Below are 22,976 nucleotides of genomic sequence, written 5' to 3'. Positions count from 1 at the left end.
CGCGGCCTAGTCTGAGGGCATGGACAGCGATCTCGAATCCTTGACCGCCCCGGCGACCACCGGGTCGGCTGCGACCGTCGTGCTGTTGCGCGACGGCGAGCGCGGGCTCGAGGTGCTCCTCGCCGAGCGGCCCCGCGATCGCGGCTCGTTCGCCGGTGCGTGGGTCTTCCCGGGTGGCGCAGTCGACGACACGGATGCCGCTGGGGACCCCATCGACGGAATCGACGCCGCTCGCCGCGCCGCCGTGCGCGAAACGCGTGAAGAGGTCGGCCTCGTGCTCGACCCCGCCGAGCTCGTGCCGTTCTCGCACTGGACGCCGCCGAAGGGCGCACCCAAGCAGCTCACCACGACCTTCTTCGCAGTGCGGGTGCCCGACGGCGAATTGCGACTCGCCCCCGACGAGGTCGCCGCCGCCGAGTGGCTGCGCCCGGTCGACGCACTCGATCGCCACACCGCCGGCTCGATGACGCTCTGGCCGCCCACCTGGGTCACCCTGCACGGCCTGGCGCACGCGGCATCCGTCGACGAAGCGCTCGCCGAACTGCGCAGTGGCGAGGTGCGACCGTACGTGGCGAAGGTCAGGCACGGCGGATCGACGATCGTGTGGCAGGAGGACGACGAGTACGCCGACGAGCAGGAGATCCGCGATCGCGAGCCGGCCGTACCCGACGACGCCCCCGACGCCGAGGGCAACCGGCACCGACTCATGATGGATCGTCTGCCGTGGGTCTATCTCAACTCGTTCTGACCCATGACGTGTCGCATGATCGACCTGAGCGCATGACCGACGTCACCGTCGTCGGCAGCGGGCCCAACGGGCTCGTCGCCGCCGTGCTCGCCGCCCGCGCCGGGCTCTCGGTGCGCGTGCTCGAGGCCGCGCCCACGATCGGTGGCGGGCTGCGCACCGCCGAGCTCACGCTGCCCGGGTTCCGGCACGACGTGTGTTCGGCGGTGCATCCGGCCGGACTCGCCTCGCCGGTATTCAAGAAGCTCGGTCTGCTCGATCGCATCGAGTGGATCGTGCCCGAGCTGTCGTACGCGCACCCGCTCGACGGAGGCCGAGCCGGCCTCGCCTGGCGTGATCTGGACCGAACCGTCGAGGGCCTCGGCCGCGACGGACCGGCGTGGCGGCAGCTGATCGCGCCGCTTCTCGCGCGGAGTCGCGGCGTCGTCGACTTCACGGGATCGCAACTGCTGCGTGTGCCACGAGACCCGATCGCCGCCGTGCAATTCGGGCTGCGCGCCCTCGAGCAGGGCACAGCGGCATGGAACACGCGCTTCCGCGACGACGTCGCACCCGCCCTCTTCACGGGGACCGTTTCGCATGCCGCGGGCGGCATGCCCTCGCTCGCCTCGGCGGGCGCGGGCCTGCTGCTCGCGATGCACGGGCACGGCGTCGGATGGGGACTGCCCGTCGGCGGATCTCAGGTGATCGCCGACGCGCTCGCCGACGAGCTCGTCGCGCGCGGCGGTGAGATCGTGACGGATGCCGCGGTGACCTCCCTCTCGGAGGTGGCGGGCTCGCGCGCGGTGCTGCTCGACACCTCGCCCGAGCTGCTCTTCACGGCCGAGCTTCCCGTGCGATACGCGCGCGCCTTGCGTCGTTACCGCTACGGATCGGGAGTCGCGAAGGTCGACTTCGCGCTGAGCGACCCGGTGCCGTGGGCGAATGCCGAGGTCGGGCTCGCGCCGACGGTGCACCTGGGCGGCAGCAGGGCCGAGATCGCCGCGGCCGAGAACGCGGTGTCGCGGGGCTTCCAGCCCGGGCTGCCGGCCGGAGGTGCGGGCGGCGGGGCGGCGCGACATCCGTACGTGCTGGTCACCCAGCCGACCGTCGTCGACCCGAGCCGTGCGCCGGCGGGCAAGCACGTGCTCTGGGCGTACACGCACGTGCCGGCCGGCTCGACGCTCGACGCGACCGAACTCGTGACGGCCGAGGTCGAGCGGTTCGCTCCAGGATTCCGTGACGTCGTGCTCGCCTCCGCGGCGAGCTCGGCGGCGGAGATCGGGCGGTACAACCCGAACTACCTCGGCGGCGACATCTACGCCGGTGAGCTCACGTTCGCGCAACTCGTGAAACGGCCGGTCGTCTCGACCGCGCCGTGGCGCACGCCGGTCGACGGCGTCTACCTCTGCTCGAGCGCGACACCGCCCGGGCCGGCCGTGCACGGCATGAACGGCTGGTTCGCGGCGAAGCTCGCACTGCGCGAGCGCTTCGGCATCCGCTGACGGCATTCGTTGGTCGGGTAGTGAGCGAAGCGATCGTATCGAGACCTTTCTCGGCGGCGTCTCGATACGCGTCCTCCTTCGTCGGGCGCTACTCGACGAGCGGTGGCGGGCACGGCATTCGTCGGGGGGTGTCTCGACGAACGGTGGCGGGGACGGCATTCGTTGGTCGAGTAGTGAGCGAAGCGAGCGTATCGAGACCTTTCTCGGGGGCGTCTCGATACGCGTCCTCCTTCGTCGGGCGCTACTCGACGAGCGGTGGCGGGCACGGCATTCGTTGGTCGAGTAGTGAGCGAAGCGAGCGTATCGAGACCTTTCTCGGGGGCGTCTCGATACGCGTCCTCCTTCGTCGGGCGCTACTCGACGAACGATGGCGGGCGTAGCGTGAGGGTGTGGACTGGCTCGACTGGTTCGACGCGCGCGACTACGAGGTTGCGCGCCAAGTGTTGCAGCGCGGCGTCGGCGCGCTCGCGTTCGTCGCGTTCCTGTCGACGCTGAACCAGTTCCGGGCGCTCCTCGGCGAGCACGGCTTCCTGCCCGTGCCCGAGTTGCTCCGCCTCGCGCCGCGCTTGCGCGGGCCGAGCCTCTTCCGCTGGGGGTACACCGACCGGCGGCTCGTGGCGCTCGCCGTCGTGGGGCTCGTGCTCGCGGCATCCGTCGTGCTCGGGCTTCCACAGCTCGGCCCGCCGTGGCTGCCGATGCTCGTCTTCCTCGCGCTCTGGATCGGCTATCTCTCGATCGTGAACGTCGGCCAGACCTTCTACGGCTTCGGCTGGGAGATGCTGCTCTGCGAGGCGCTCTTCACGGTCGCGTTCCTCGGCTCGAACGAGTCGCCGCCGCCCGTCACGATCATCGTCGCCGTATGGTGGCTCGTGTTCCGCCTCGAATTCGGTGCCGGCATGATCAAGATCCGCGGCGGGCGCGAGTGGCGCGACCTCACCGCGCTCATGTACCACCACGAGACGCAGCCCATGCCGAACCCCCTGAGTCGCCAGGCCCACCTGCTGCCCGCGTGGTTCCATCGCGGAGAGGTGCTCGGCAACCACTTCGCGCAGCTCATCGTGCCGTTCCTGCTGTTCGTGCCGGGGCCCGTGGGCGGGGCGGCTGCGGCGATCGTCATCCTCACGCAGCTCTGGCTCATCGTCACCGGCAATTTCGCGTGGCTCAACTGGATCACGGTCGTGCTCGCGGCATCCGCCATCACCGACTCGGCCTGGCACTGGCTGATCCCGGCGATTCCGGCCGAGCTCGGCACGGATGCCGCGGCGACGCCGCTCTGGTGGGCGATCGTGGTGCTCGCGGCATCCGCTCTGCTCGTCGTGCTGAGCTTCTGGCCGATCAAGAACCTCTTCTCGCGCCGTCAGCTCATGAACGCGTCGTTCAACCGCTGGATGCTCGTGAACGCCTACGGTGCGTTCGGCACGGTGACGAAGCGGCGCATAGAGATCGTCGTCGAGGGCACGCTCGAAGGCGACCCCGACGACGACGCCGACTGGCGCGAGTACGGCTTCAAGGGCAAACCCGGAGCGCTGAGCGCCGTGCCGCGGCAGTGGGCTCCGTACCATCTGCGGCTCGACTGGCTCATGTGGTTCCTGCCGCTGGGGCGTATGTGGGAACCGTGGTTCGAGGTCTTCCTCCTGCGATTGCTCGAAGCGGATGCCCCGACGCTCGCGCTGCTCGCGCACGACCCGTTCGACGGGGCTCCGCCTCGCTGGGTACGCGCCCGCGCCTACCACTACCGGTTCGCGACGCATGCGGAGTTCAGGGCGACGGGGGACCGTTGGGTGCGCACGCTCGAGGGCGAGGTCATGCCGGCGGCTGGGCTGCGCTGAGCAAGTGACCGCGACCGTTCGGCATTCCGTCGCTGACTCGTCGGCTTGCGAACCCCGATTGTTCACCCTGCCCCGCCAGCGTTTGACCGGGATCACCTCGCGGATGCTGCGAGGTCGGGTACGGCGACGCCAGAGAGGGTGTACGGGTATGCGGTGGAGGAACACGCGGGGCAGGGTCAGCGGTTCATCGACGGGGGTGATCGCCCTGGCGATCGCCGCGGTGCTCGGGGGAGGGCTGGTGACCGCTCCGGCTCCGGCGCAGGCCGCGGTCGTCGCGCCGTCCGCAGGCACCGTCGCTGCCGCAGTCGCCGATACGACCGCAGCGACAGCTGCTACCGCGAAGCCCAAGCCCAAACCCAAGCCCAAGCCGACGCCGAAGCCGCCGCAACCGCCGGCGTCGCCACCGCAACTCGTTCCGGCATCCGGCGCGTTCCTCGAGGGCGTCGCGACGATCGCGTCGACCCCGGTCGTCGTCGATGACGACGTCACGAGCCTCACGCTCGACGGCGCCGAACTCGACGCGACGTCGACGGTCGGCGTCTCGTACCTGCGCTTCGACGTCGGGTCGAACGGGGCCGAGGCCCGCTACGGCAACCACGTGCTCGTGAACGGCGACCACCGCATCGACCTCGGGGACATCGTCGACGAGCGGGTCGACCTCGAGATCCCGAACGAATATCTCGTGCAGGGTGAGAACTCGATCGAGTTCGTCACGGGCACGATCGAGACATCGTGCGGGACCAACCACGACGACTTCGTGCTCTCGAACATCGGCCTCGAGCTGCTCGGTGAGATCGCCGACGGCGAAGAGAACGAGTACAGCTACTCCTTCGGCGACGGCAACTGCGGGTCGAACACCTCGCTGCGCCTCGACGCCGAGCTCTCGTTCTTCGTGCTCGGCGACCCCCAGGGCACGACCGGACTCGCCGCCGAGCTCGACACGACGACCGTCGAGAACGGCCAGCACGCGATCGTGGCGACCACCGCGTCGGGCGCGAGCGCCACGAGCACCGTCACCGTGAACAACGCACCGGCCGGGGCGCCATCCGTGACACCCGCCGATGGCACGATCGCCAAGGGCGTGCAGCAGATCTTCGCGACGCAACCGGTCGGTGCCGACGGCGGCGTCGCCTCCCTCACCGTCGACGACGCCGAGGTGGGGGCCGTACCGACGCTCGGGTCGGGCGACGCCGCGCTCAGTTTCAACGTCGGGTCGAACTCGATCGAGGCGCGCTACCGCAGCTACCTGCTCGTGAACGGCATGAAGCAGGAGCTCGGCGGCGACTACGTCAGCAGTCGCGTCGACGTGGTCTTCCCGAACGAATGGCTGCGGCCGGGCGCCAACACCATCGAGCTCGTGCTCGGCGGCGTGGACTCGGCGTGCGGCGTGAATCTCGACGATTTCACGATCTCGAAGCTCGCGTTGACACCGGCAGTCGGCACTGCGGCCGGCATCGGGCTGAAGCCGTCGTACGCCATGGGCGACGGCAGCTGCGGCACGAACCCCAACCTGCTCCAGGGGGCCGGCTTCGAGTTCTCGGTCGACGGGTCGCAGCAGGGGCTTCGGGCGGATCTCGACACGACGACCCTCGCCGACGGCGAGCACACGATCGCCGCGGCATCCACCACCGGCGAGGTGGCGACGCGTGCGTTCGTCACCGACAACTCCGGCCCCGCTGTGGTGTCGAGCGTTCCCGCGGCCGGTGAGACCATCACTTCGACGGTGGCCCTCGACGTGCAGATCGACGACGCCTCCGGAATCCTGTCGGGACCCGAGGTCACGCTCGACGGCACCGCCGTGGCGCTCGCCGAGCCCATCGGGCCCGGCCTCAGCGCCGGCGAGCACACGATCGCGGTGACCGCGGTCGACGGGCTCGGCACTGCGGCCACTCGTGAGATCGTCTTCACCTCCGCCGGCATTCCGGATGTCCCGGTCGAGCTGGCCCCCGCCTCCGGCGCCACGGATATCGGTGACACCGTCAGTCTCTCGGCACGCGTCGCCGAGCCCGATGGCGGCGAGGTCACTGCGACGTTCTCGGAGGCTGAGATCCTCACCCCGAACCAGGTCTGGCAAGGCACCTCCGACGGTGTGCCGACGACGCTGCAGGTCGAAGGCGAGCAGAAGGTCCACGGCCCATCGCCCCTCGAGCCGGGCGACGGACTCACGCTCGACACCGAAGCATCGCGCGATGTCGCATTCCAGCGTTTCGACGTGATGGTCAAGGGCCATGTGCGGGCGCCGGTGCTGCGGTGGGCCGGCATCATCGACCCCGACCGTCTCGCGTCGCTTCGGGCCTGGAACGTCGCGGCCGGTACCTGGGACGTGCTGAGCAGCGCCCGCGGCGCAGCCGAAGGCGACACGGTGCTCACCGCCGATGTCGACGACCGCTACCTCGATGGACGGCGAGTGCACGTCATGGTCACCGGCGAGGATCCGTTCGCCGACGACCTCGTCGCGGGTGACCCCAACGGATTCGCCGATCCCGCGAGCTACGACTTCTCGATCGCGCACTTCACCGATACCCAGTACATCTCGGAGGGCGCCGTCGAGCAGGAGACGCCCGAGGAGCGCGCAGTCTGGGAGTCGGCGTACTCCGGCGTCGTCGACTGGATCGCCGAGAACGCCGAGTCGCGCAAGATCTCGTATGTCGCGCACACCGGCGACATCATCGAGAACAACATCCGCAAGCCGGCTACCGAGGAGCTCGCGCAGCAGGTCGTCGGCGAGTTCGAAGTGTCGTCGAAGCAGCAGGGCGTGCTCGACGGCGCCGGCATTCCGAACGGCGTCATCGCGGGCAACCACGACAACCAGTCGGGCACCGAGAACGGCGCGGAGGCGATCTTCAACCGCTACTACGGTCCCGACCGCTACAGCGCCGCCGCAACCGGCTGGGAGCAGGCCGAGTACGGCGGACCGTGGCAGGAGGGCGACAACCAGAATCACTACGACCTGTTCTCGGCCGGCGGCCTCGACTTCGTCGTGGTCGGCCTCTCGTACGGCGTGACGCGTGAAGAGGCCGAGTGGGCGAGCAACGTGTTCGCGCAGTTCCCCGGCCGCAACGGCATCCTGCTCTCGCACGACTACCTCGCGCCGAGCACCCAGCCCGATGGTCGGAACGCGCCGTTCTCCGCGCCCGACGGCTCGATGCTGTACAACACGGTGGTGAAGGAGAACGCCAACGTGTTCCTGATCCTCGCGGGCCACGAGCACGGCGTCGGTACCAACGTGAAGCCGCACGTCGGCGAGATCGATCATGGGGTCGTCGAGCTGCTCGCGGACTACCAGTTCTACACGGTCGCAGCCGACCGGCTCGGTCTCACCGAGATCGGCGGCTACCAGCCGACCGACCAGCTGCAGTTCGGCGCGAGCTTCTTTCGGCTCCTCCAGTTCGACGTCGACCGGGGCATCATGAACGTCGACACCTACTCGCCGCTGCTCGACGAGTTCGGTGCGACCGAGTACGACGACCGGCATCGCTACGACGGCACCGAAGACAACATGGTGCTGCCGGTCGACCTCACGAGCCGCACGACGAGCTTCCAGACCGACTCGGTCGCCATCTACGCGCCGACCGCGGTGATCGGCGAGGCGACCGTGGCCTCCGGCGAGGTTGCCACGGTGGACTGGCCGAAGCGCAAGCCAGGCAACGCGTACGGGTGGATCGTCACCGCGCGCTCGGCGGGCGGCGGCGAGACCGCCTCGGAGCCGGCGGTGTTCATCACGAAGGATGCCACGGGCAAGCCCGGCGTGTGGGACGAGGGCTCGCCCCTCTTCCCGTACTTCCAGCCGAGTGAGCCAGCAGCCGGATGACGTACGACCAACCCCGCCGCCGTGGTCCGTTCGCTCGGACCGCGGCGGCGATCGGCACCATCCTGCTCGCCGTCGTGCTCCCGGTCATGCTGCCGGCAGCGCCGGCCGCCGCGCACGACGCCACGACCTCAGCCGCCGCCGACGTCGAGCGCTCGGGCGCGACGGTCGTCGTCGAGCTGGAGCTCGAGTACGACCTGCTCATGAAATCGGCGTGGCTGTACGCCGAGGCGTACGAGGCCACTGATCGTGACGAGCAGATCGAGCAGTTGGCCGAGAACGCCGACGCCGTCGACGAGTACGTGACCGAGCGGTTCGCGATCGACGCCGACGGTGATCGGTGCGTGCTCGAGCCACGTGGTGCCGGCGGCATCCGCGACCGGAACGACCGGGCGTTCGCCGTGCTCCACTACACCGCCGACTGCGGCGGAGGCACGGAGGCGACACTCTCCGCGTCGAGTGCGCTGTTCCCCGACATCGAGGGGTTCGTGCACGATACCGAGACGCTCGTGACGTGGGATCTCGGCGACGTCGCCGGCAGCGGGCTGCTGAAGGCAGATTCGCCGACGATCGAACTCGGTGCCGCGGCACCGCACCTCGGTGAGTTCTTCGTGCTCGGCGCCGAGCATCTGCTGTTCGGCCTCGACCACATCCTGTTCCTCGTCGCTCTGCTGCTCGGCGCCCGCAGCCTCCGCGGCATCATCGTGACCGCCACGACGTTCACCGTCGCGCACAGCGTGACCTTCCTGCTCGCGGGCATGGGCTTCGTCAGCGTGCCCGCCGCGATCGTGGAACCCGTGATCGCCCTGTCGATCGTCGCGGCCGCCGTCGCCGTGTTCTTCCGACGCGACGTGCCGGCGCGCTTCCGCATGCCCGTCGTCTTCGCATTCGGACTCCTCCACGGGCTCGGCTTCGCGAGCGCGCTCGGCATCGACGAGCAGTGGTCGTGGGAGCTGCTCGGCTCCCTCCTCGCGTTCAACCTCGGCATCGAGGCGGTGCAGCTGGCGATCATCGCGATCGCGTTCCCGCTGCTCGTGCTGCTTCGCCGCACGCCGGCGGCGAACCCGGCCACGCTGGTCGCCGGGGCGATCGTCGCGGCGATCGGCATGTTCTGGTTCGTCGAGCGGATCGTCGCGCAGTTCTGAGGTCGAGCGGATGCCCCGGGGCATCCGCTTGATCGTTCGTCGATGAGCGAGCACAGCGAAGCTCTCGAGACGGTACCTGTGTCTCGATGCATGCTTCGCGCTACTCGCGCCGACGCCGGAACACGTCGAACAGCACGCGCAGCACGAACAGCGCCGACACCACGACGAGCAGGTACCCGAAGATCTGGTACAGACTCAGCGTCTCGGTGACCTGCGGGCCGTCGTCGCTGACCAGCAGCATCGCCGCCATCACGCCGAGCACGCCCGCGAGGAACGCGAGCACCACCTCATTGACGAGTGAGCGCAACAGCGAGCGATCACGGTGATCGGCGAAGAGACGCACGTTGACCTTGAGGCGACCGTTCGCGAGCGAGCCCGCGATCTGATCGAAGCGCTGCGGCATACGGCGCAGGATCGGCAGCAGCGTGCCGATCTCGTCGACGACCGCATCCTTCACCGAACCGGGCCGGACGGAATCGGAGATGCGCTCCTTCGCGAGTCCGCTCGCGGCGGCCAAGAAGTCGAATTCGGGGTCGAGCTCCCGCAGCGTGCCCTCGGTGATGCCGACCGCTCGGAAGGCGCCGGCGAGTTCGGCCGGGATGGCGAGTCGGTTCTCCGCGAGGAGGCGGGTCATGTCGGCGACGATCGTCGAGTCGAGCGCCGCCCCCGGGCCGAGCCGGGAGACCATGAACGAGCCGATCTCGCGCCGCAGCACGAACTCGTCGACGTCGTCGGGCAGTTCGACGAGACCCAGCAGAGCATCGCTCATCGCACGAGCGTCACCGCGGTAGAACGCCATGAGGATCTCGCCGATGCTCGCGCGCAGCTCGGAGTCGAGGCGCCCGACGGATCCGAAATCGACGAGGCCGAGGCCGCCGTCCTCGAGCAGCATCACATTGCCGGGGTGCAGGTCGGCGTGGAAGACGCCGTCGTCGATCACCTGGGTGATGAGCGAGTGGAAGAGCCGCCACGCCTGCGCCTTCTGCACTTCCGGAGGGCGCGTGCCGTCGTCGTCGCTGAGCGCTCGACCAGGGATGAACTCCATGACGAGCACGCGCGCCGTCGACAGCTCGCGGAAGCAGTGCGGGATCGTGAGGCGCTCGCTCTCGGGATGCCGCGCCTGGGTGGACTCCATCGCGGCCATGTTCGCCGCCTCGGAACGGTAGTCGAGCTCGGCGCGGAGCGAGTCGGCGAAGGTCGCGGCCACGGCGCGCAGGCCGAGCGTACGACCCCACTCGGTGTCGTCTTCGAGCTTGCGGGCGATGCGCAGCACGATGTCGAGGTCGCGCTCGACGCCGGGGATGATGCCCGGTCGCTGCACCTTGACGGCCACGAGTTGCCCCGAGGTGAGTCGGGCCCAGTGCACCTGCCCGATCGATGCCGCGGCCAACGGCTCGTGCGCGAACTCGGCGAAGGCGTCGTCTGCCCGTGCGCCGAGCTCCTCGTGCATGAGCGCATCGATCTCGTTCCACGGGGCCGGGGGCACGTTCTGCTGCAGGAGCGCGAGCTCGGCGAGGTACTCGCGAGGCAGCAGCTCGCTACGGGTCGAGAGCATCTGGCCGAGTTTGATGAATACCGGCCCCGCCTCTTCGAGCGAGACCCGGAGCGCCCGTGCGTGAGCGCTTCGGGCCTCTTCGGCCGCACGCGTGCGCGCGTGGTCGGGTCTGAACGGAACGAGGCCGTTCTTCACGGCGATGCGAGTCACCTCGGAGTACCGGCGACCGCGAACGATGCTGTGCTGCAGCTCGGAAATCCATCGATCTGGTCGCGGCACCGTGCCGCTCGGCACGATGAGCTCGGCGAGCACGAGGAAGCCGATGGCGACGAGCACGATGATGCCGAGCTGGATCGGCGCCAGCGCGAGCGTGGCCCCGTCGGCGTACCAGACGAACTGGGACTCGAAACCGAGCTCTGCGCCGAGCGCGACGAGGCCGGCGATGATGATGCGCACGGTGCCGATCTGCGCACCGAGGAATCGCCTGGAGAGCGCCGCGAGCACCACCATGAAGAGGATCGTCACGATCGTGACGCCGATCACGCCGAGAATGATGGAACCGGTCGACATGCCTGCCCCCATCGGGCCGGAGTCGAACGACCCACCCCCAGAGTACGGCTCAGGCGCTTCGGCGGGGGGTCGCTCACCGCGCGGGGCCCGACGTCGTCGACGTGGGCGCTCGCATTTCCGGCGGCGCCCGGAATCGCGTGATGCAGCCACGGTCGGGCCGCCCTACCGGATCGAACTCGCCGGGTCAACCGTGTGCACGCCGGGCACCTTGCCGCTACCGTCGGACTCATGCGGATCCGAACGAAGCGAGTGGCGCCGGAACCGGCGCCGGCAACGGCGACGACGCCCGCCACGACGCAGATCACGACCAGCGGCGACTCCCGAGCGCCCGAGCTGAAGATCCGCGCGTTCCGCATCGGCTTCGTGGGCGCGCTCGGCGTGCTGCTCGCGATCCTCCTCGGCAGCATCCTCGGTGAGCTGGGCACGGTCATCCTCTACGTGGCGCTCGCGCTCTTCCTCGCGCTCGGCCTCGATCCCATCGTGAGTTGGCTGCAACGGCGCGGGATGCCGCGATGGGTCGCGATCCTCATCGTGTTCGTCGGGGTGATCGGAATCTTCGTCGGACTCATCGCGACGATCGTGCCGATCGTCGTCGAGCAGACCACGAACATCGTCAACAACTGGGACGACATCCTCAAGAACGTGCAGAACAGCGACTTCGTGGCGTGGCTGAACACCATCGGCGGCAGCGAGCACGCCATCCAGGACGCGATCGAGTCAGCCGGGAAGTGGCTCGCCGACCCCGCGAACCTGGGCTCTCTCGGCGGCGGCATCCTCGCCGTCGGTGCCGGCATCGCCGGCGGGTTCACGGGCGCGACGATCGTGCTGATCCTCACCCTGTACTTCCTCGCCTCCCTCGACTCGATGAAGCGGTACGCGGCGCGATTCGTGCCCGCGACCTCGCGCGGCGCCTTCCGCGACGTGTCCGAGGAGATCACGAGTTCGGTCGGCCGCTACGTCATCGGCCAGGTCACCCTCGGTGCGATCAACGGCGTGCTGAGCCTCATCTACCTCTCCATCATCGGGGCGCCGGCGCCGATTCTGCTCGCGTTCGTCGCGTTCCTCTTCTCGCTCGTGCCCCTCATCGGTACGCTCAGCGGCGCGGTCATCATCTCCCTGGTCTCGTTCGCGGCGTCGCCGACGACTGCGCTCGCCGCAGCGATCTACTACCTGATCTACATGCAGGTCGAGGCCTACGTGTTGAGCCCACGCATCATGAGCCGCGCGGTCGCCGTGCCCGGCGCGCTCGTGGTGATCGCCGCTGTCGCGGGCGGAACGCTCGGCGGCGTACTCGGCGCGCTCGTCGCGATCCCCGTCGCGGCGTCGCTCATCATCATCGTCGAGAAGGTCGTCTTCCCACGTCAGGACACCATCTAGCTCGAGCCGGGTCGGATCAGGTGCGGAGGATCGCACCGCCTGCGCGGTGACGTGAGACCGCGTCGACCGTGGCCGCGAGGATGAGCACGCCCCCGGTGACCGCGTAGTTGACGCCGGCCGGCAGGTTCAGGAGGCCGAGCCCGTTCGTGATCACCGCGATGACGAGCGCGCCGATGGCGGCGTGGAGGAGGCGTCCGCGTCCGCCGAAGAGACTGACCCCGCCGACGACAGCCGCCGCGACGCCGCTCAGAACGAGGTCGCGTCCGGCCGCGGCATCCACCGACCCGACCTTGCTGATGGAGAAGAGGCCCGCGACGACCGCGAGGGTCGAGCACACGATGAACGCGGTCCAGCGAATCAACACGACCTTGATGCCCGCACGGCGTGCGGCCTCGGCGTTGCCGCCGATCGCGTAGATGTAGCGGCCGTAGCGGGTGCGGTCGAGCACGAATGTGCCGACCCACAGGATCGCGAGCACGATCGGCACGACGATGGGCACGCCCTCGACCGCGCGCACCGATTGCCCCCGGTCCTGGTTGAGGATGGACACGACAGTGCCACCGAGCGCGGCGGTGACACCGAGCTTGACCCAGACGAGCGCGATCGTGCGGTTCGGAACGCCGGCGCGGGCCCGGCGTGCCCGATCCCAGAACGAGGTCGCTGCCGAGACCGCGAGGATCACGACGAGCATCGCCCAACCGGCCCACGGCGGCATGTTGCTGTTCTGAATGGCGAGGATCTCGGGGATCTGCACCCGGTAGAGGCCGCCCGAGCCGATGATCATGAGCTCGAGGCCCTGCAGGCCGAGGAAGAGCCCCAGGGTCACGACGAATGACGGGATACCGACCCTCGCGACGAAGAACCCGATGAACGTGCCGATCGCGACACCGCACGCGAAGGCGATCACGAGGGCGAGGATCCAATTGAAGCCCTGCACATTGACGAGCACGATGAAGATGCACATCGTCACGCCGGCGGTCACGCCCGCAGACAGGTCGATCTCGCCGAGCAGGATGACGAAGACGAGCGCCATGCCGAGCATGACGAGGGTGGCGGCCTGGGTCATCAGGTTCGCGAAGTTGCGCTCAGTGAGGAAGAAGGGGCTGAGCAGCGAGAACATGATGCTCAGCACGATGAAGCCGCCGACCGCGGGCAACGCACCCATCTCGCCGCCGCGCACACGCTGCCACCAGGCGCGCACCTGGTCGCCGACGTCGCCCTCCTGGCCGCTGCCGATGAGGTCGCTCATGATGGGCTCGGGCGCGACCTCGGAGGTGGGCACGGTCTTCTGCGTGCTCATGCGCTCGCTCCTGCTGTCGTCTTCGTGCCGGTGATGTAGCCGACGACGTCGTCGCTCGTGGTCTCCTGGGTGTCGAGCGAAGCGACCATCTGGCCCAGGTAGAGCACGTTGATGTGGTCGGCGACGGAGAACACGTCGGCGAGGTTGTGGCTGATGATGATGACGGCGACGCCCTGCTCGGCGAGTCGTTTCACGAGGTTCAGCACCTGTTCGGTCTGCGCGACGCCCAGGGCGGCGGTGGGTTCGTCGAGGATCACGACCCGGGCCTTCTTCAACACCGCGCGTGCGATCGCGACCGTCTGCCGCTGCCCGCCCGAGAGGGACGACACCTTCTGCCGCACCGACTTGACGGTGCGTACCGAGAGCGAGCGGAGCGTGTCGGATGCCTGGCGCTCCATGCGCCCCTCGTCGAACGTGCTGAACTCCGTCTCTTCACGGCCGAGGAACATGTTCTGCACGATGTCGAGGTTCTCGCACAGCGCGAGGTCTTGGTACACGACCTCGATGCCGAGGCGGGCGGCGTCGCGCGGAGCGTGGAGCGTGACCTCCTCGCCGTCGAATCGCACCGTGCCGCCGTCGTAGGGCTGCACGCCGGCGAGGCCTTTGATCAGGGTGGACTTTCCGGCGCCGTTGTCGCCGACGAGTGCGGTGACCTTGCCGGGGTACGCCTTCAACCCGACGCCTTTGAGTACGCTGACCGGGCCGAAGCTCTTGACGACGTCGGTCAGTTCGATGATGGGCGCATCCATGCCGGGTTCCTTTCAGACGGCGCTGTCCTGATCACAGTGTGACACCTGCCCCCATGCGGGGCGCGAATGGATCCGGAGGCCTCGGACGTGCTCCGAGGCCTCCGGAACCTGTTCTGCTAGCCGCTGATGCCGTACTGCGCACAGGCGGCTTCGACCTCGCCCGCGCAGAGTTCGGCAGCATCGGCGTCTCCGGCGTCGACCACGTCGACGACCTGATCGGGGCCGACGAGCTGCGGCGTGACCGCGATGTACGGCGTGCCGTCTTCGAGCTCCTGGTCGGCCGAGGGGGTCTCGCCGTTCAGCAGCGCGCCGGCCAACTCGATGGCGGCATCCGCCTCGAGCTTGATCGGCTTGTAGACCGTCGCGGTCTGCTTGCCGAGCAGCACGTTCTGCAGGCCGGCGATCGAGGCATCCTGACCCGAGACGGGAACGGTCAGCCCGTTCTTGTCGAGGATCGTGATGACGCCCGCAGCGTTGGTGTCGTTCGCGACCCAGACCGCGTCGACCTTGCCGCCGAGCGAGGTGAGTGCCTGCTCGAAGTTGGTCGCGGACTTGTCGCCGTCCCAGATTCCCGGCGGCTCGGCGGCCGGCGTGATGCCCGCAGCCTCCATGACCTCGACGGCTCCGTCGTGGAACATCTTCGCGTTGCCGTCGGCGGGGTCACCGCCCATATAGACGACCGAGGCGGTGGCGGGGTCCTTGCCGGCGACCGCGAGCCCGTCGACGATCGACTGGCCCTCGAGGCGGCCCACCTCGACGTTGTCGAAGGAGACGTAGTAGTCGACGCCGTCGATCGGACGATCGTAGGCGATGACCGGGATGCCCTCGGCCTTCGCCTTCTCGGCCACCGCGGCGCCTGCGCCGTTGTAGTCGACGAGCAGCATCACGCCGCAGCCCTTGCTGAGCTGTTGGTCGGCGATGGTGGCGTACTTGTTGGCGTCGCCCTGAGCGTTCTGGATGTCGGTCTCGAAGCCGGCCGCGGTGAGGCCGTCTTCGAGGTATGGACGGTCGTTGTTCTCCCAACGTGGCGAGGAAGCGGCATCGGGGAGGATGACGCAGGCACGCGTGGCAGCCTCGCCTCCGTCACCTTCTCCGCCGCTCCCGCTCGAACAGCCTGCCAGCAGTAGCGCGGAGATCCCGGCGAGTGCGGCAGCAGAGACCAATGAAGTTGACTTCATGGTGCTCCCCTTCTTTGAGGTGAGGTCGACCCCTCGTGGTGTCGTCGTCTGCATTGGCGGCGGCAGTGCCATGATCCCGCATTTGTGGAGTGAACGAACAAAACAATAGATAACGCTTCTGTAACTCACTTTCCGGTGAGCGCGTTGATCGGCGTCGGTCCGGCGACTCTGCGGGGGAGCGCTCTCATGAGGCCCCCCGGATTGGGGGAGGGGCCTGCCGATGCGACGCCCTGGTGCCGCACGAGAGCGGCATCCAGACGGGCACCGTTCGTCGGACCGGATGCTTCAAGCGAACAGGGCGTCGATGTCGTCTCCGGTGATCGGCACGCCCGCGGCCTTCAGCAGGTCGGTGATCTCCCATTTCTCGGGGTCGACCGAGATCTTCTCGAACAGCGCGGTGCCGCCGGCCTGCTCCTTGGCGGGCGTCCAATGCGGGTCGCGGTTGAGGTACGAGAACGCGTCGCCGCGCAGCAGCCCCGAGAACACCGCGGCGACGATCGTCGAACCGACGGCGCCGAGGTGCTCGCCGTCCGCCTGCTCCGTGGCCTCCTTGAGGATGTAGACCCAGAGCGACTCCTCCAGCGGGTCGAGGCCCTCGAGCGGGCGGATGTGCAGCGCGTGCGCGACCTCGGTGGCCGGAGGCAGGCCCATGCGCCATCCGCGCCGGATGTTGAGTTCGGCCAACGGATTCGGTGTCGGTCCGCCTGGGATCGTGAAGACCGCCTTGCTGAGGTGGGTGTCGATCTTGTGCGCCAGCTGCGGGAACGGACCGCCCGAGGACGGGAACCTGAAGTACCAGTCCCACTGCAGCGAGTGCCGGTCGGGTAGCGGTGAGCCTCCGCGCAGGTCGGACGGCCCCGGCACGGGCTGGATCGGTTGGATGACGCCCGGCGTCGAGAAGATCGGCTTGCCGAACGGTGCACCGATGCCGCCCTGGATCGGGAAGTTCAACTGGTACTCGGCTCGGATCATGGAGTGGCCGAAGCGGTATGCCGCCGTGGAGAACTCGACGGGCATGAACGGGTTCTCGCTCCAGTCGTAGACGTCCTTGAGGCCGTAGGTCACGGTGTAGAAGGGCCCCTCGCCGTCCCCGGCGTCCTCATCGAAGGTGATCGCCTTCGAGAACACCGACGGTGCGACGATCCTCGAGACGAAGTCGTTCCACACGAGGTACTGGTAGAACCACACGGTGATGCGCTGCGCCTCGAGGAACAGCTCGTGGCCCGATCGAAGCCCTGCATCCGGGGCATCCGCGAGCTTCTGCAGCGTGCTGTTGTGGGCGAGTACGAACGCGAGCTGCAGCTGACCGATGATGCGGTTCTCGTCATTGCGGGGATCGCCGATGAGGGCGACGCCGTCGGCATTGCGCTGCAGATCCGGCTCCTTCGGGGACTCGCCCGTTCCGACCTTGAGGAACCCGTGGTAGCCGTCATGCAGCGAACGGGCGTGGTCGTACAGGTACGGCTGGTCGTCGGGCCCGCGGCCGTAGAGGCTGTCGAGGTCGAACCGCGGCGAGCGGAAGTTCTGCAGCCCGTCGGGGTCGTTGTGCCTGGTCAGGCTCGATTGCGGATCGAAGGTGATGTCGTGATCGATGAACTGCCCGAAGTAGGTGTATCCGACGGGGGTCGCGCTCTCGGGCAGCGGGCCTTCGGTGAACATCTCGTCGATCGCGAAGGTGCGGATCGCGGCCTCCCGCTCGGCGTCGTTCGCTCCGGGTGGCGACCATGTGGTGAATCCGCGACCGAAGAGGCGACCGAAGCGCCCTTCGTGGCTTCTCGAGTGGGGGACGTTCAATGGCACGATGGAGTGCGCGTTCGCATGTTGCATGGCTCTGGCCCTTCGGACACGTCGCAAACGCACGGATGTTCCGGCGGTTCGATCGCCGGAGTGGGGCCTTCATCTCACGCAGTCACGGCAGTTGACGAGCGCGACGCTACGCGCTGAAGTGAGGAATCTTCATCAGGGTTGCCCCTGAGATCAGAACCAGATGCTGAGATGCGGGGTTCGCTGCGATGCGAACATGCGGTCGGCGAGGTCGATCGATCGAGGAACGAGCTCGACGATGCGTCCGGCCCGCGCCAGCACCGACGGATGCACCCCGCCGAGGTAGATCGCGCCGAGCTCGCGGGCCCCGAGGCGGATGCTGCGAACGCCCCGAGCGGATGCCGCGGCATCCGTCGTCTCGATCGCGGTCACCTCGGCCTTGCCGCCGTCGTCGACGACGAGGTCGAATCGTCCGCCCGCGATGCCGACCGGATCGTCGACGTCGATGATCAGGCGCCCGGGCGTGCTGTATCGGCGCTTGGAGAGCGCAGCGACCGGATCGATCATGCGCAGCCACAAGTGGTCGACGACGTCGGAGACGGTCACAGCACGAGGATCTTCGAGCAGCCACGGCAGCGGCTCGTCGACCGAACGCAGCAAGCCGCGCGTGCCCGACACGTAGTCCTGCTCGACGAGGAAGCGCCACAGAGCCCGCTCGGCGTCATCGGTGGCCGCGGCGAGGAAATCGAACTCCGCGACACCCGGCTCGTTCGGCTCGCGGGTGATCTGGAAGACGGCGAAACCCTGCGGCTGGCCGCGCTCGTCGTCGTAGCGCACAGCTCGCCGCGAACGCGAACGCTCGCCCTCGGGATCGTGGAGTCCGAGCACGCGGTCGAGGAGCCCCGGCCAGCGATCGATCTCGCCGGGCGTGCGCGCGACGGAGCGCCTGGCGAGCGCCGGTGCGATCTCGCGCAGAGAGGTCGCATCGACGAACTGCACGCGGCCCGGTGCATCCGGCCCGATCCAGTGCGCCCGACGGCGATCGACGAACACCGTCGCCGCACGCGCGGCCGGAGCGTAGCCGAACCGACCGTAGATCGTGGCCTCGGTCGCCGTGAGCATCGCGAGTGCGGCGCCCGCCGAGCGTGCGTTCGCGAGCTCCGCGAGCATGAGTGCCCGGGCGATGCCGCGTCGCCGATGCGTCGGCGAGACGGTGACCGAACTCACGGCCCACGCGTCGACGCTGCGGCCGCCGGGCACGCTGAGGCCCGTGGGCCAGCTTGAGACGGTGGCGACCGGCACCGCCGGATCGGCGATCGTCGGGTCGTAGACACCGTGCACGCGACGGTCGGCGAGCAGCCCGAGGTCGAAGTCGAGGTCGATCTGACGCGGACGCGCGTGGTGGAAGCCCCGGAAATCTGCCTGCACCCACGCCGAGACGGCGGCGACGTCGCTCGTATCGACGAGTCGGTACGAGAGCCCCTTCGCAGCGAGCGTGGCCAATGCCTGGGAATCGGCGGGGAAGCCCTGCAGGTCGAACGACATCAATCCATCGTAGTCGGGGGCTCGGCGGCCTGTTCGGGACGGGGCGGCCCGAGGGCGGTCACCGCATCCGGTAGTCGGGAATGCTGTCGTCCGTCGCGAACGTGTCGGTCATCCACATCATCGAGCGGTACATCAGGGGGTTCGCGAACGTCCAGTCGCGCATCCGGATGCGCCACGACGACGATGGTGCGAGGAAGGGGCCGGCGTTGCCGGAGCGGGCGATCTTCGTGGGCTTGCGCATGCGACGGTCGTACGCCGCGAACGCCGCCTCATGGTCGCCGCCGGCGGCGATCAGCTCGCCGGCGAGGATGTACGCGCCGATGAGGGCGAGCCCCGTGCCGAACCCGCCGAGGGTGTTCGCATAGCCGGCGTCGCCGACGAGCGCGGCACGACTCCGGGTGAACGACGTCATGCGCGTGCGCGCAAGACCGTCGAGGTAGAAATCGGATGCCCCTCTGCTCGCCGCGAGCGCGGCGGGCACCCGCCATCCGACTCCCGCGAAGGCCGATTCGAGGAAGGCACGCTGCGATGCGGTGTCGCGCCGGTCGTAGTCGGCGTGTTCGGCTCGGAAGACGAACAGGTTCGGCGCCTTCTGGCCTCCGAGGAGCGCCAGTCGGTCGGGCTCGTTGTAGCCGTAGGCGACGCCGCGCCCGCTGGCGAGCCGCGTCTCGAGGTCGCCGAGCGGCGCTTCTCCGCTCGCGATCGCGTAGAAGTACCCGTGCGACTCGACGAACTGCTTCTCGGGCCCGAATGCCAGGCGTCGCACCGCGGAGTGCACGCCGTCGGCCCCGATGACGAGGTCGAATCGTTCGCTCGGCCGGCGTGCGAAGGCGACGTCGATGCCGGCAACCGTCTCGGCCATCGCGGTGATCTCGTCGTCGAACACGTACTCGGCGTCGGCGGCGGAGAGTCGATGCAGGATGCCGGCGAGGTCGCCGCGCGGAATCTCGACGTCGCCGCCGATGAACTCGCCCGGCACGACGGCGTTCACGTGGTCGTTCGCGTCGACCATGCGCCAATCGGTCTTCGCGGTCTGCGCCGCGTACACGTCGTCGAGGATTCCCATGCGGACGAGGAGCTCGCGGTGGGTGCGTCCCTTGAAGTCGACCGCCTGGCCTCCGGGGCGCACCGCATGGGCCTTCTCGACGACCGTCACGTCGAAGCCGTTGCGGCCGAGCCACCGCGCCAATGCGGGGCCGGCGATGCTCGCACCGGAGATGAGGATCTTCGTGGCTGCCATGAGTGCTTCCTTCCGTTCAATAATTGCGTCTAATGGACACAATAACAGATTCGCATACGATGGACGCAAATAGCGTTCGAGGAGGATCCGATGACCGAGCGTGAGCAGATCACGGCGTCAGCAGCCGGCACCGCAGCCATCCTCTGGGCCGAGCCGCCGCGGTCGATGCAGCGGCGGCCGGGGCCCAAGCCGAAGTACACTCTCGACGGCGTCGCCGAGGCCGCGATCGATATCGCCGACGACGCCGGGCTCGACGAGGTCACGATGCAGCGCGTCGCCGATCGACTCGGAACGACGAAGATGGCGCTCTACCGCTACGTTCCCGGTCGCGCCGAGCTCGACGCGGTCATGCTCGACACGGCCTTCGGCGTGCCCGCCGCGACCGAGGGGGCGGATTGGCGCGTTGCGTTGACGGCGTGGGCGGGAGGCATCCACACGCGCGCGCTCGCCCACCCCTGGGCCGTCGAACTCGTGCAGCGACCGCACACGCCCGGCCCGGGCGAACTCGCCTGGTTCGAGGTGGGCCTGGCCGCGATGGCGGGTCTTCCGCTGCGCGGCGGCGAGAAGCTCGACGTGCTCACCCTGCTCGTCGGGCACGTGATGTCGATCGTTCGGCAAGGTGCACGATCCTCGACGCCCGAGGGCGACCTCGCGGCGGCCCTCGCCGCGATCCTCGCCGCTCGCGCCGACACGTATCCGCAGACCGCGGGCGCCTTCGCGGAGGCCGCGCACGACGGGGCACGTGACGAAGCGCTGCGATTCGGCGTCGAGCGCGTGCTCGCGGGGGTCGCCGCGCTGATCGCCGAGCGCGCGGCATCCGCTCGGCACTGAGCTTCAGGCTTGCGGCGGTTTGCGGCTGATGCGCGCCGGCTCCGCTGATACGCACCGGCTCCCCGATCGTCCGTGCGGGAGGGGGTCGCCGCGCCCGTCGGTGTAGCGCCAGGGTCGTGCGGCAGGCAGAATGGAAGCATGCATGGGCAAGCGCTTTCCAATGTCGAATCGGCGATCGACGGGCGGCACCCGCTCCGAAGCGTCCGCCGACTGCTGGCCCTGCACGGAGGGCGGGTCGCGGCATCCGTCGCCTTCTTCGCAGTGAAGGACACCCCGCTCTGGCTGCTGCCCGTCATCACCGGCGCTGTGATCGACATCGTCGTCGCCGGAGGCCCGGCCGAATCGCTCGCGCTGTGGGCCGGCATCGCGCTCATCGCACTGCTGCAGAACTACCCGAACCACGTCGCCTACACCCGTCTGTACATGGGCGCCGTGCGCTCGATCGGCGCCGACCTGCGCAACGCGCTCGCCGCACGACTGCAGTCGCTCTCGATCGGCTTCCACACCCGCGCGAACTCGGCGGTCGTGCAGACGAAGGTCGTGCGCGATGTCGAGAACATCGAGGTCATGCTGCAACAGGTCGCGCACCCGCTGCTCTCGGCGACGACGGTGCTGATCGGGGCGATCGTGATGACCGCGATCAACGTGCCGGCGTTCCTGCCCGTCTACGCCCTCGCGATTCCGCTCGCCGTGCTGCTGCGTGCGATCCTCAACCGCCGCAGCGCCGTTCGCAACGCGACCTTCCGGCGCGAGGTCGAACTCTTCTCCGCCCGCGTCGGCGAGATGGCGACCCTCATGCCGGTCACCCGCGCGCACGGCCTCGAGCAGACCGCGATGAACCGGGTCGCGCACGGCGCAGAAGGGGTGCGCAGTGCGGGCTTCCAACTCGACCTGCTGAACGGCCGCTTCGCCTCGCTCGCGTGGGTGAGCCTGCAACTGCTGGGCGTCGGATGCCTCGTGCTCGCCGCCTGGGTCTCGATCAGCGGGTGGATCCCGATCACACCCGGCCAGGTCGTGCTGCTCAGCTCCTACTTCGCGCTGCTCACGGGCGCGGCCACGAACCTGCTCATGCTCCTGCCGGTCATCGCCCGCGGTACCGAGTCGGTGCGCTCGATCGCGGAAGTCATCCAGGAGCCCGACCTCGAGTTCAACGAGGGCAAGCACGAGGTGAGCGGGGTGCGCGGCGACCTCACGCTCGAGCGTGTCGAGTACCGCTACGAATTCGGCGAGGCGCCCGCACTCGCCGACATCGACCTCGAGATCCGCGCCGGCGAGACGATCGCGTTCGTCGGGTCATCCGGATCGGGCAAATCGACCATGTTGAACCTCGTGCTCGGCTTCCTCCGCCCCACGCACGGTCGGGTGCTCCTCGACGGGGTGGACATGGAGACCCTCGACCTGCGCACCTTCCGCAGCTTCGTCTCGGTCGTGCCGCAGGAATCGGTGCTCTTCGAGGGCACGATCCGCGACAACATCGCCTACGGACTCGGCGAGGTCGACGACGAACGGGTGCTCGCCGCCCTGCGCGACGCGAACGCGCTCGAGATCGTCGACGCGCTGCCGAACGGCTGGCACACGGTCGCGGGCGAGCGCGGCGCGCGACTGTCGGGCGGGCAGCGCCAGCGACTCTCGATCGCCCGTGCGCTCGTACGGAACCCCCGCGTGCTGCTGCTCGACGAGGCGACGAGCGCGCTCGACCCCGAGTCCGAGGCGAAGATCAAGGAGGCGCTCGAGCACCTCATGCATGGGCGCACGACGCTCGTCGTCGCGCACCGGCTCTCGACGATCCGCTCGGCCGACCGCATCGTCGTGCTCGAACACGGACGCATCATCGAGGTCGGCACGCATGTCGAGCTCATCGGTGCCGACGGGCGGTATGCAGAGTTGCATCGCGTGCAGGCGGGCTGAGCGCACGC

Annotated in this window: 15 protein-coding genes; 8 read left to right on the top strand and 7 right to left on the bottom strand. The window is 68.9% G+C overall.

Translation table 11 applies throughout. From position 1 onward, the window contains the following. The first annotated feature begins 19 nt into the window (after positions 1–19). The 5 genes from AC1C2R_RS03100 (at position 20) to AC1C2R_RS03080 (ending at position 9,011) form a co-directional block, all read left to right on the top strand. Positions 20–748, top strand: coding sequence for an NUDIX hydrolase (locus tag AC1C2R_RS03100; protein WP_495351078.1), 729 nt, complete (start codon positions 20–22; stop codon positions 746–748). Between the two features lie 32 nt (positions 749–780). Then, complete coding sequence (locus AC1C2R_RS03095) at positions 781–2,229, top strand: phytoene desaturase family protein (RefSeq protein ID WP_495378910.1); 1,449 nt, start codon at positions 781–783, stop codon at positions 2,227–2,229. A 389-nt stretch (positions 2,230–2,618) separates the two neighbouring features. After that, positions 2,619–4,058, top strand: coding sequence for a lipase maturation factor family protein (locus AC1C2R_RS03090; protein WP_495378909.1), 1,440 nt, complete (start codon positions 2,619–2,621; stop codon positions 4,056–4,058). Positions 4,059–4,206: 148 nt separating this feature from the next. Then, positions 4,207–7,869, top strand: coding sequence for a metallophosphoesterase (locus tag AC1C2R_RS03085; protein WP_495351075.1), 3,663 nt, complete (start codon positions 4,207–4,209; stop codon positions 7,867–7,869). Further along, a complete protein-coding gene (locus tag AC1C2R_RS03080; protein ID WP_495378908.1) occupies positions 7,866–9,011 on the top strand; it encodes a HupE/UreJ family protein in 1,146 nt (381 codons plus the stop codon). Before AC1C2R_RS03085 ends, AC1C2R_RS03080 begins: the two co-directional genes overlap by 4 nt. A gap of 100 nt (positions 9,012–9,111) precedes the next feature. Here the strand turns inward: AC1C2R_RS03080 and AC1C2R_RS03075 are convergent, their stop codons facing one another. Further along, entirely contained in the window at positions 9,112–11,076 is a 1,965-nt protein-coding gene (locus AC1C2R_RS03075; protein ID WP_495378907.1) for an ABC1 kinase family protein, read from the bottom strand. A 228-nt stretch (positions 11,077–11,304) separates the two neighbouring features. Between AC1C2R_RS03075 and AC1C2R_RS03070 the strand changes: the two genes are divergently transcribed. Then, positions 11,305–12,453, top strand: coding sequence for an AI-2E family transporter (locus AC1C2R_RS03070; protein ID WP_495351072.1), 1,149 nt, complete (start codon positions 11,305–11,307; stop codon positions 12,451–12,453). 16 nt (positions 12,454–12,469) lie between these two features. On the opposite strand, the gene AC1C2R_RS03065 is transcribed toward AC1C2R_RS03070, so the two are convergent. The 6 genes from AC1C2R_RS03065 to AC1C2R_RS03040 form a co-directional block, all read right to left on the bottom strand. After that, positions 12,470–13,753, bottom strand: a complete 1,284-nt coding sequence (locus tag AC1C2R_RS03065; protein WP_495351071.1) for a sugar ABC transporter permease — start codon at positions 13,751–13,753, stop codon at positions 12,470–12,472. Continuing rightward, positions 13,750–14,502 carry an ATP-binding cassette domain-containing protein gene (locus tag AC1C2R_RS03060; RefSeq protein WP_495351070.1) on the bottom strand — a complete coding sequence of 251 codons (753 nt, stop codon included), beginning with the start codon at positions 14,500–14,502 and terminating at the stop codon, positions 13,750–13,752. Before AC1C2R_RS03060 ends, AC1C2R_RS03065 begins: the two co-directional genes overlap by 4 nt. A gap of 116 nt (positions 14,503–14,618) precedes the next feature. Next, on the bottom strand, positions 14,619–15,680 hold the full coding sequence (locus AC1C2R_RS03055; RefSeq protein ID WP_495351069.1) for a sugar ABC transporter substrate-binding protein: 1,062 nt from the start codon (positions 15,678–15,680) through the stop codon (positions 14,619–14,621). Between the two features lie 285 nt (positions 15,681–15,965). Beyond that, complete coding sequence (locus tag AC1C2R_RS03050) at positions 15,966–17,507, bottom strand: peroxidase family protein (protein WP_495378906.1); 1,542 nt, start codon at positions 17,505–17,507, stop codon at positions 15,966–15,968. A 150-nt stretch (positions 17,508–17,657) separates the two neighbouring features. Continuing rightward, positions 17,658–18,989, bottom strand: a complete 1,332-nt coding sequence (locus tag AC1C2R_RS03045) for a GNAT family N-acetyltransferase (RefSeq protein ID WP_495351067.1) — start codon at positions 18,987–18,989, stop codon at positions 17,658–17,660. Positions 18,990–19,047: 58 nt separating this feature from the next. Further along, a complete protein-coding gene (locus tag AC1C2R_RS03040) occupies positions 19,048–20,229 on the bottom strand; it encodes an FAD-dependent monooxygenase (protein ID WP_495378905.1) in 1,182 nt (393 codons plus the stop codon). A 90-nt stretch (positions 20,230–20,319) separates the two neighbouring features. Here AC1C2R_RS03040 and AC1C2R_RS03035 point away from each other — a divergent pair, with 90 nt between their 5' ends. Together AC1C2R_RS03035 and AC1C2R_RS03030 are read left to right on the top strand one after the other, a co-directional pair. Next, positions 20,320–21,060 (top strand): TetR/AcrR family transcriptional regulator, encoded by a 741-nt coding sequence (locus AC1C2R_RS03035; RefSeq protein ID WP_495351065.1) that lies wholly within the window; start codon positions 20,320–20,322, stop codon positions 21,058–21,060. A gap of 138 nt (positions 21,061–21,198) precedes the next feature. Then, positions 21,199–22,968 carry an ABC transporter ATP-binding protein gene (locus AC1C2R_RS03030; RefSeq protein WP_495378904.1) on the top strand — a complete coding sequence of 590 codons (1,770 nt, stop codon included), beginning with the start codon at positions 21,199–21,201 and terminating at the stop codon, positions 22,966–22,968. Positions 22,969–22,976 lie beyond the last annotated feature (8 nt).

Source organism: Agromyces sp. Y182, assembly GCF_059445385.1.
The sequence above is the reverse complement of the archived record's forward strand: the minus strand, read 5'-3'. Positions and strand labels throughout refer to the sequence as shown.

Coding starts and splice junctions, on each gene's coding strand:
- AC1C2R_RS03100 (WP_495351078.1), top strand. CDS start 20: ATGGACAGCGATCTCGAATCCTTGACCGCCCCGGCGACCACCGGGTCG.
- AC1C2R_RS03095 (WP_495378910.1), top strand. CDS start 781: ATGACCGACGTCACCGTCGTCGGCAGCGGGCCCAACGGGCTCGTCGCC.
- AC1C2R_RS03085 (WP_495351075.1), top strand. CDS start 4,207: ATGCGGTGGAGGAACACGCGGGGCAGGGTCAGCGGTTCATCGACGGGG.
- AC1C2R_RS03080 (WP_495378908.1), top strand. CDS start 7,866: ATGACGTACGACCAACCCCGCCGCCGTGGTCCGTTCGCTCGGACCGCG.
- AC1C2R_RS03075 (WP_495378907.1), bottom strand. CDS start 11,076: ATGTCGACCGGTTCCATCATTCTCGGCGTGATCGGCGTCACGATCGTG.
- AC1C2R_RS03070 (WP_495351072.1), top strand. CDS start 11,305: ATGCGGATCCGAACGAAGCGAGTGGCGCCGGAACCGGCGCCGGCAACG.
- AC1C2R_RS03065 (WP_495351071.1), bottom strand. CDS start 13,753: ATGAGCACGCAGAAGACCGTGCCCACCTCCGAGGTCGCGCCCGAGCCC.
- AC1C2R_RS03060 (WP_495351070.1), bottom strand. CDS start 14,502: ATGGATGCGCCCATCATCGAACTGACCGACGTCGTCAAGAGCTTCGGC.
- AC1C2R_RS03055 (WP_495351069.1), bottom strand. CDS start 15,680: ATGAAGTCAACTTCATTGGTCTCTGCTGCCGCACTCGCCGGGATCTCC.
- AC1C2R_RS03050 (WP_495378906.1), bottom strand. CDS start 17,507: ATGCAACATGCGAACGCGCACTCCATCGTGCCATTGAACGTCCCCCAC.
- AC1C2R_RS03045 (WP_495351067.1), bottom strand. CDS start 18,989: ATGTCGTTCGACCTGCAGGGCTTCCCCGCCGATTCCCAGGCATTGGCC.
- AC1C2R_RS03040 (WP_495378905.1), bottom strand. CDS start 20,229: ATGGCAGCCACGAAGATCCTCATCTCCGGTGCGAGCATCGCCGGCCCC.
- AC1C2R_RS03035 (WP_495351065.1), top strand. CDS start 20,320: ATGACCGAGCGTGAGCAGATCACGGCGTCAGCAGCCGGCACCGCAGCC.
- AC1C2R_RS03030 (WP_495378904.1), top strand. CDS start 21,199: ATGCATGGGCAAGCGCTTTCCAATGTCGAATCGGCGATCGACGGGCGG.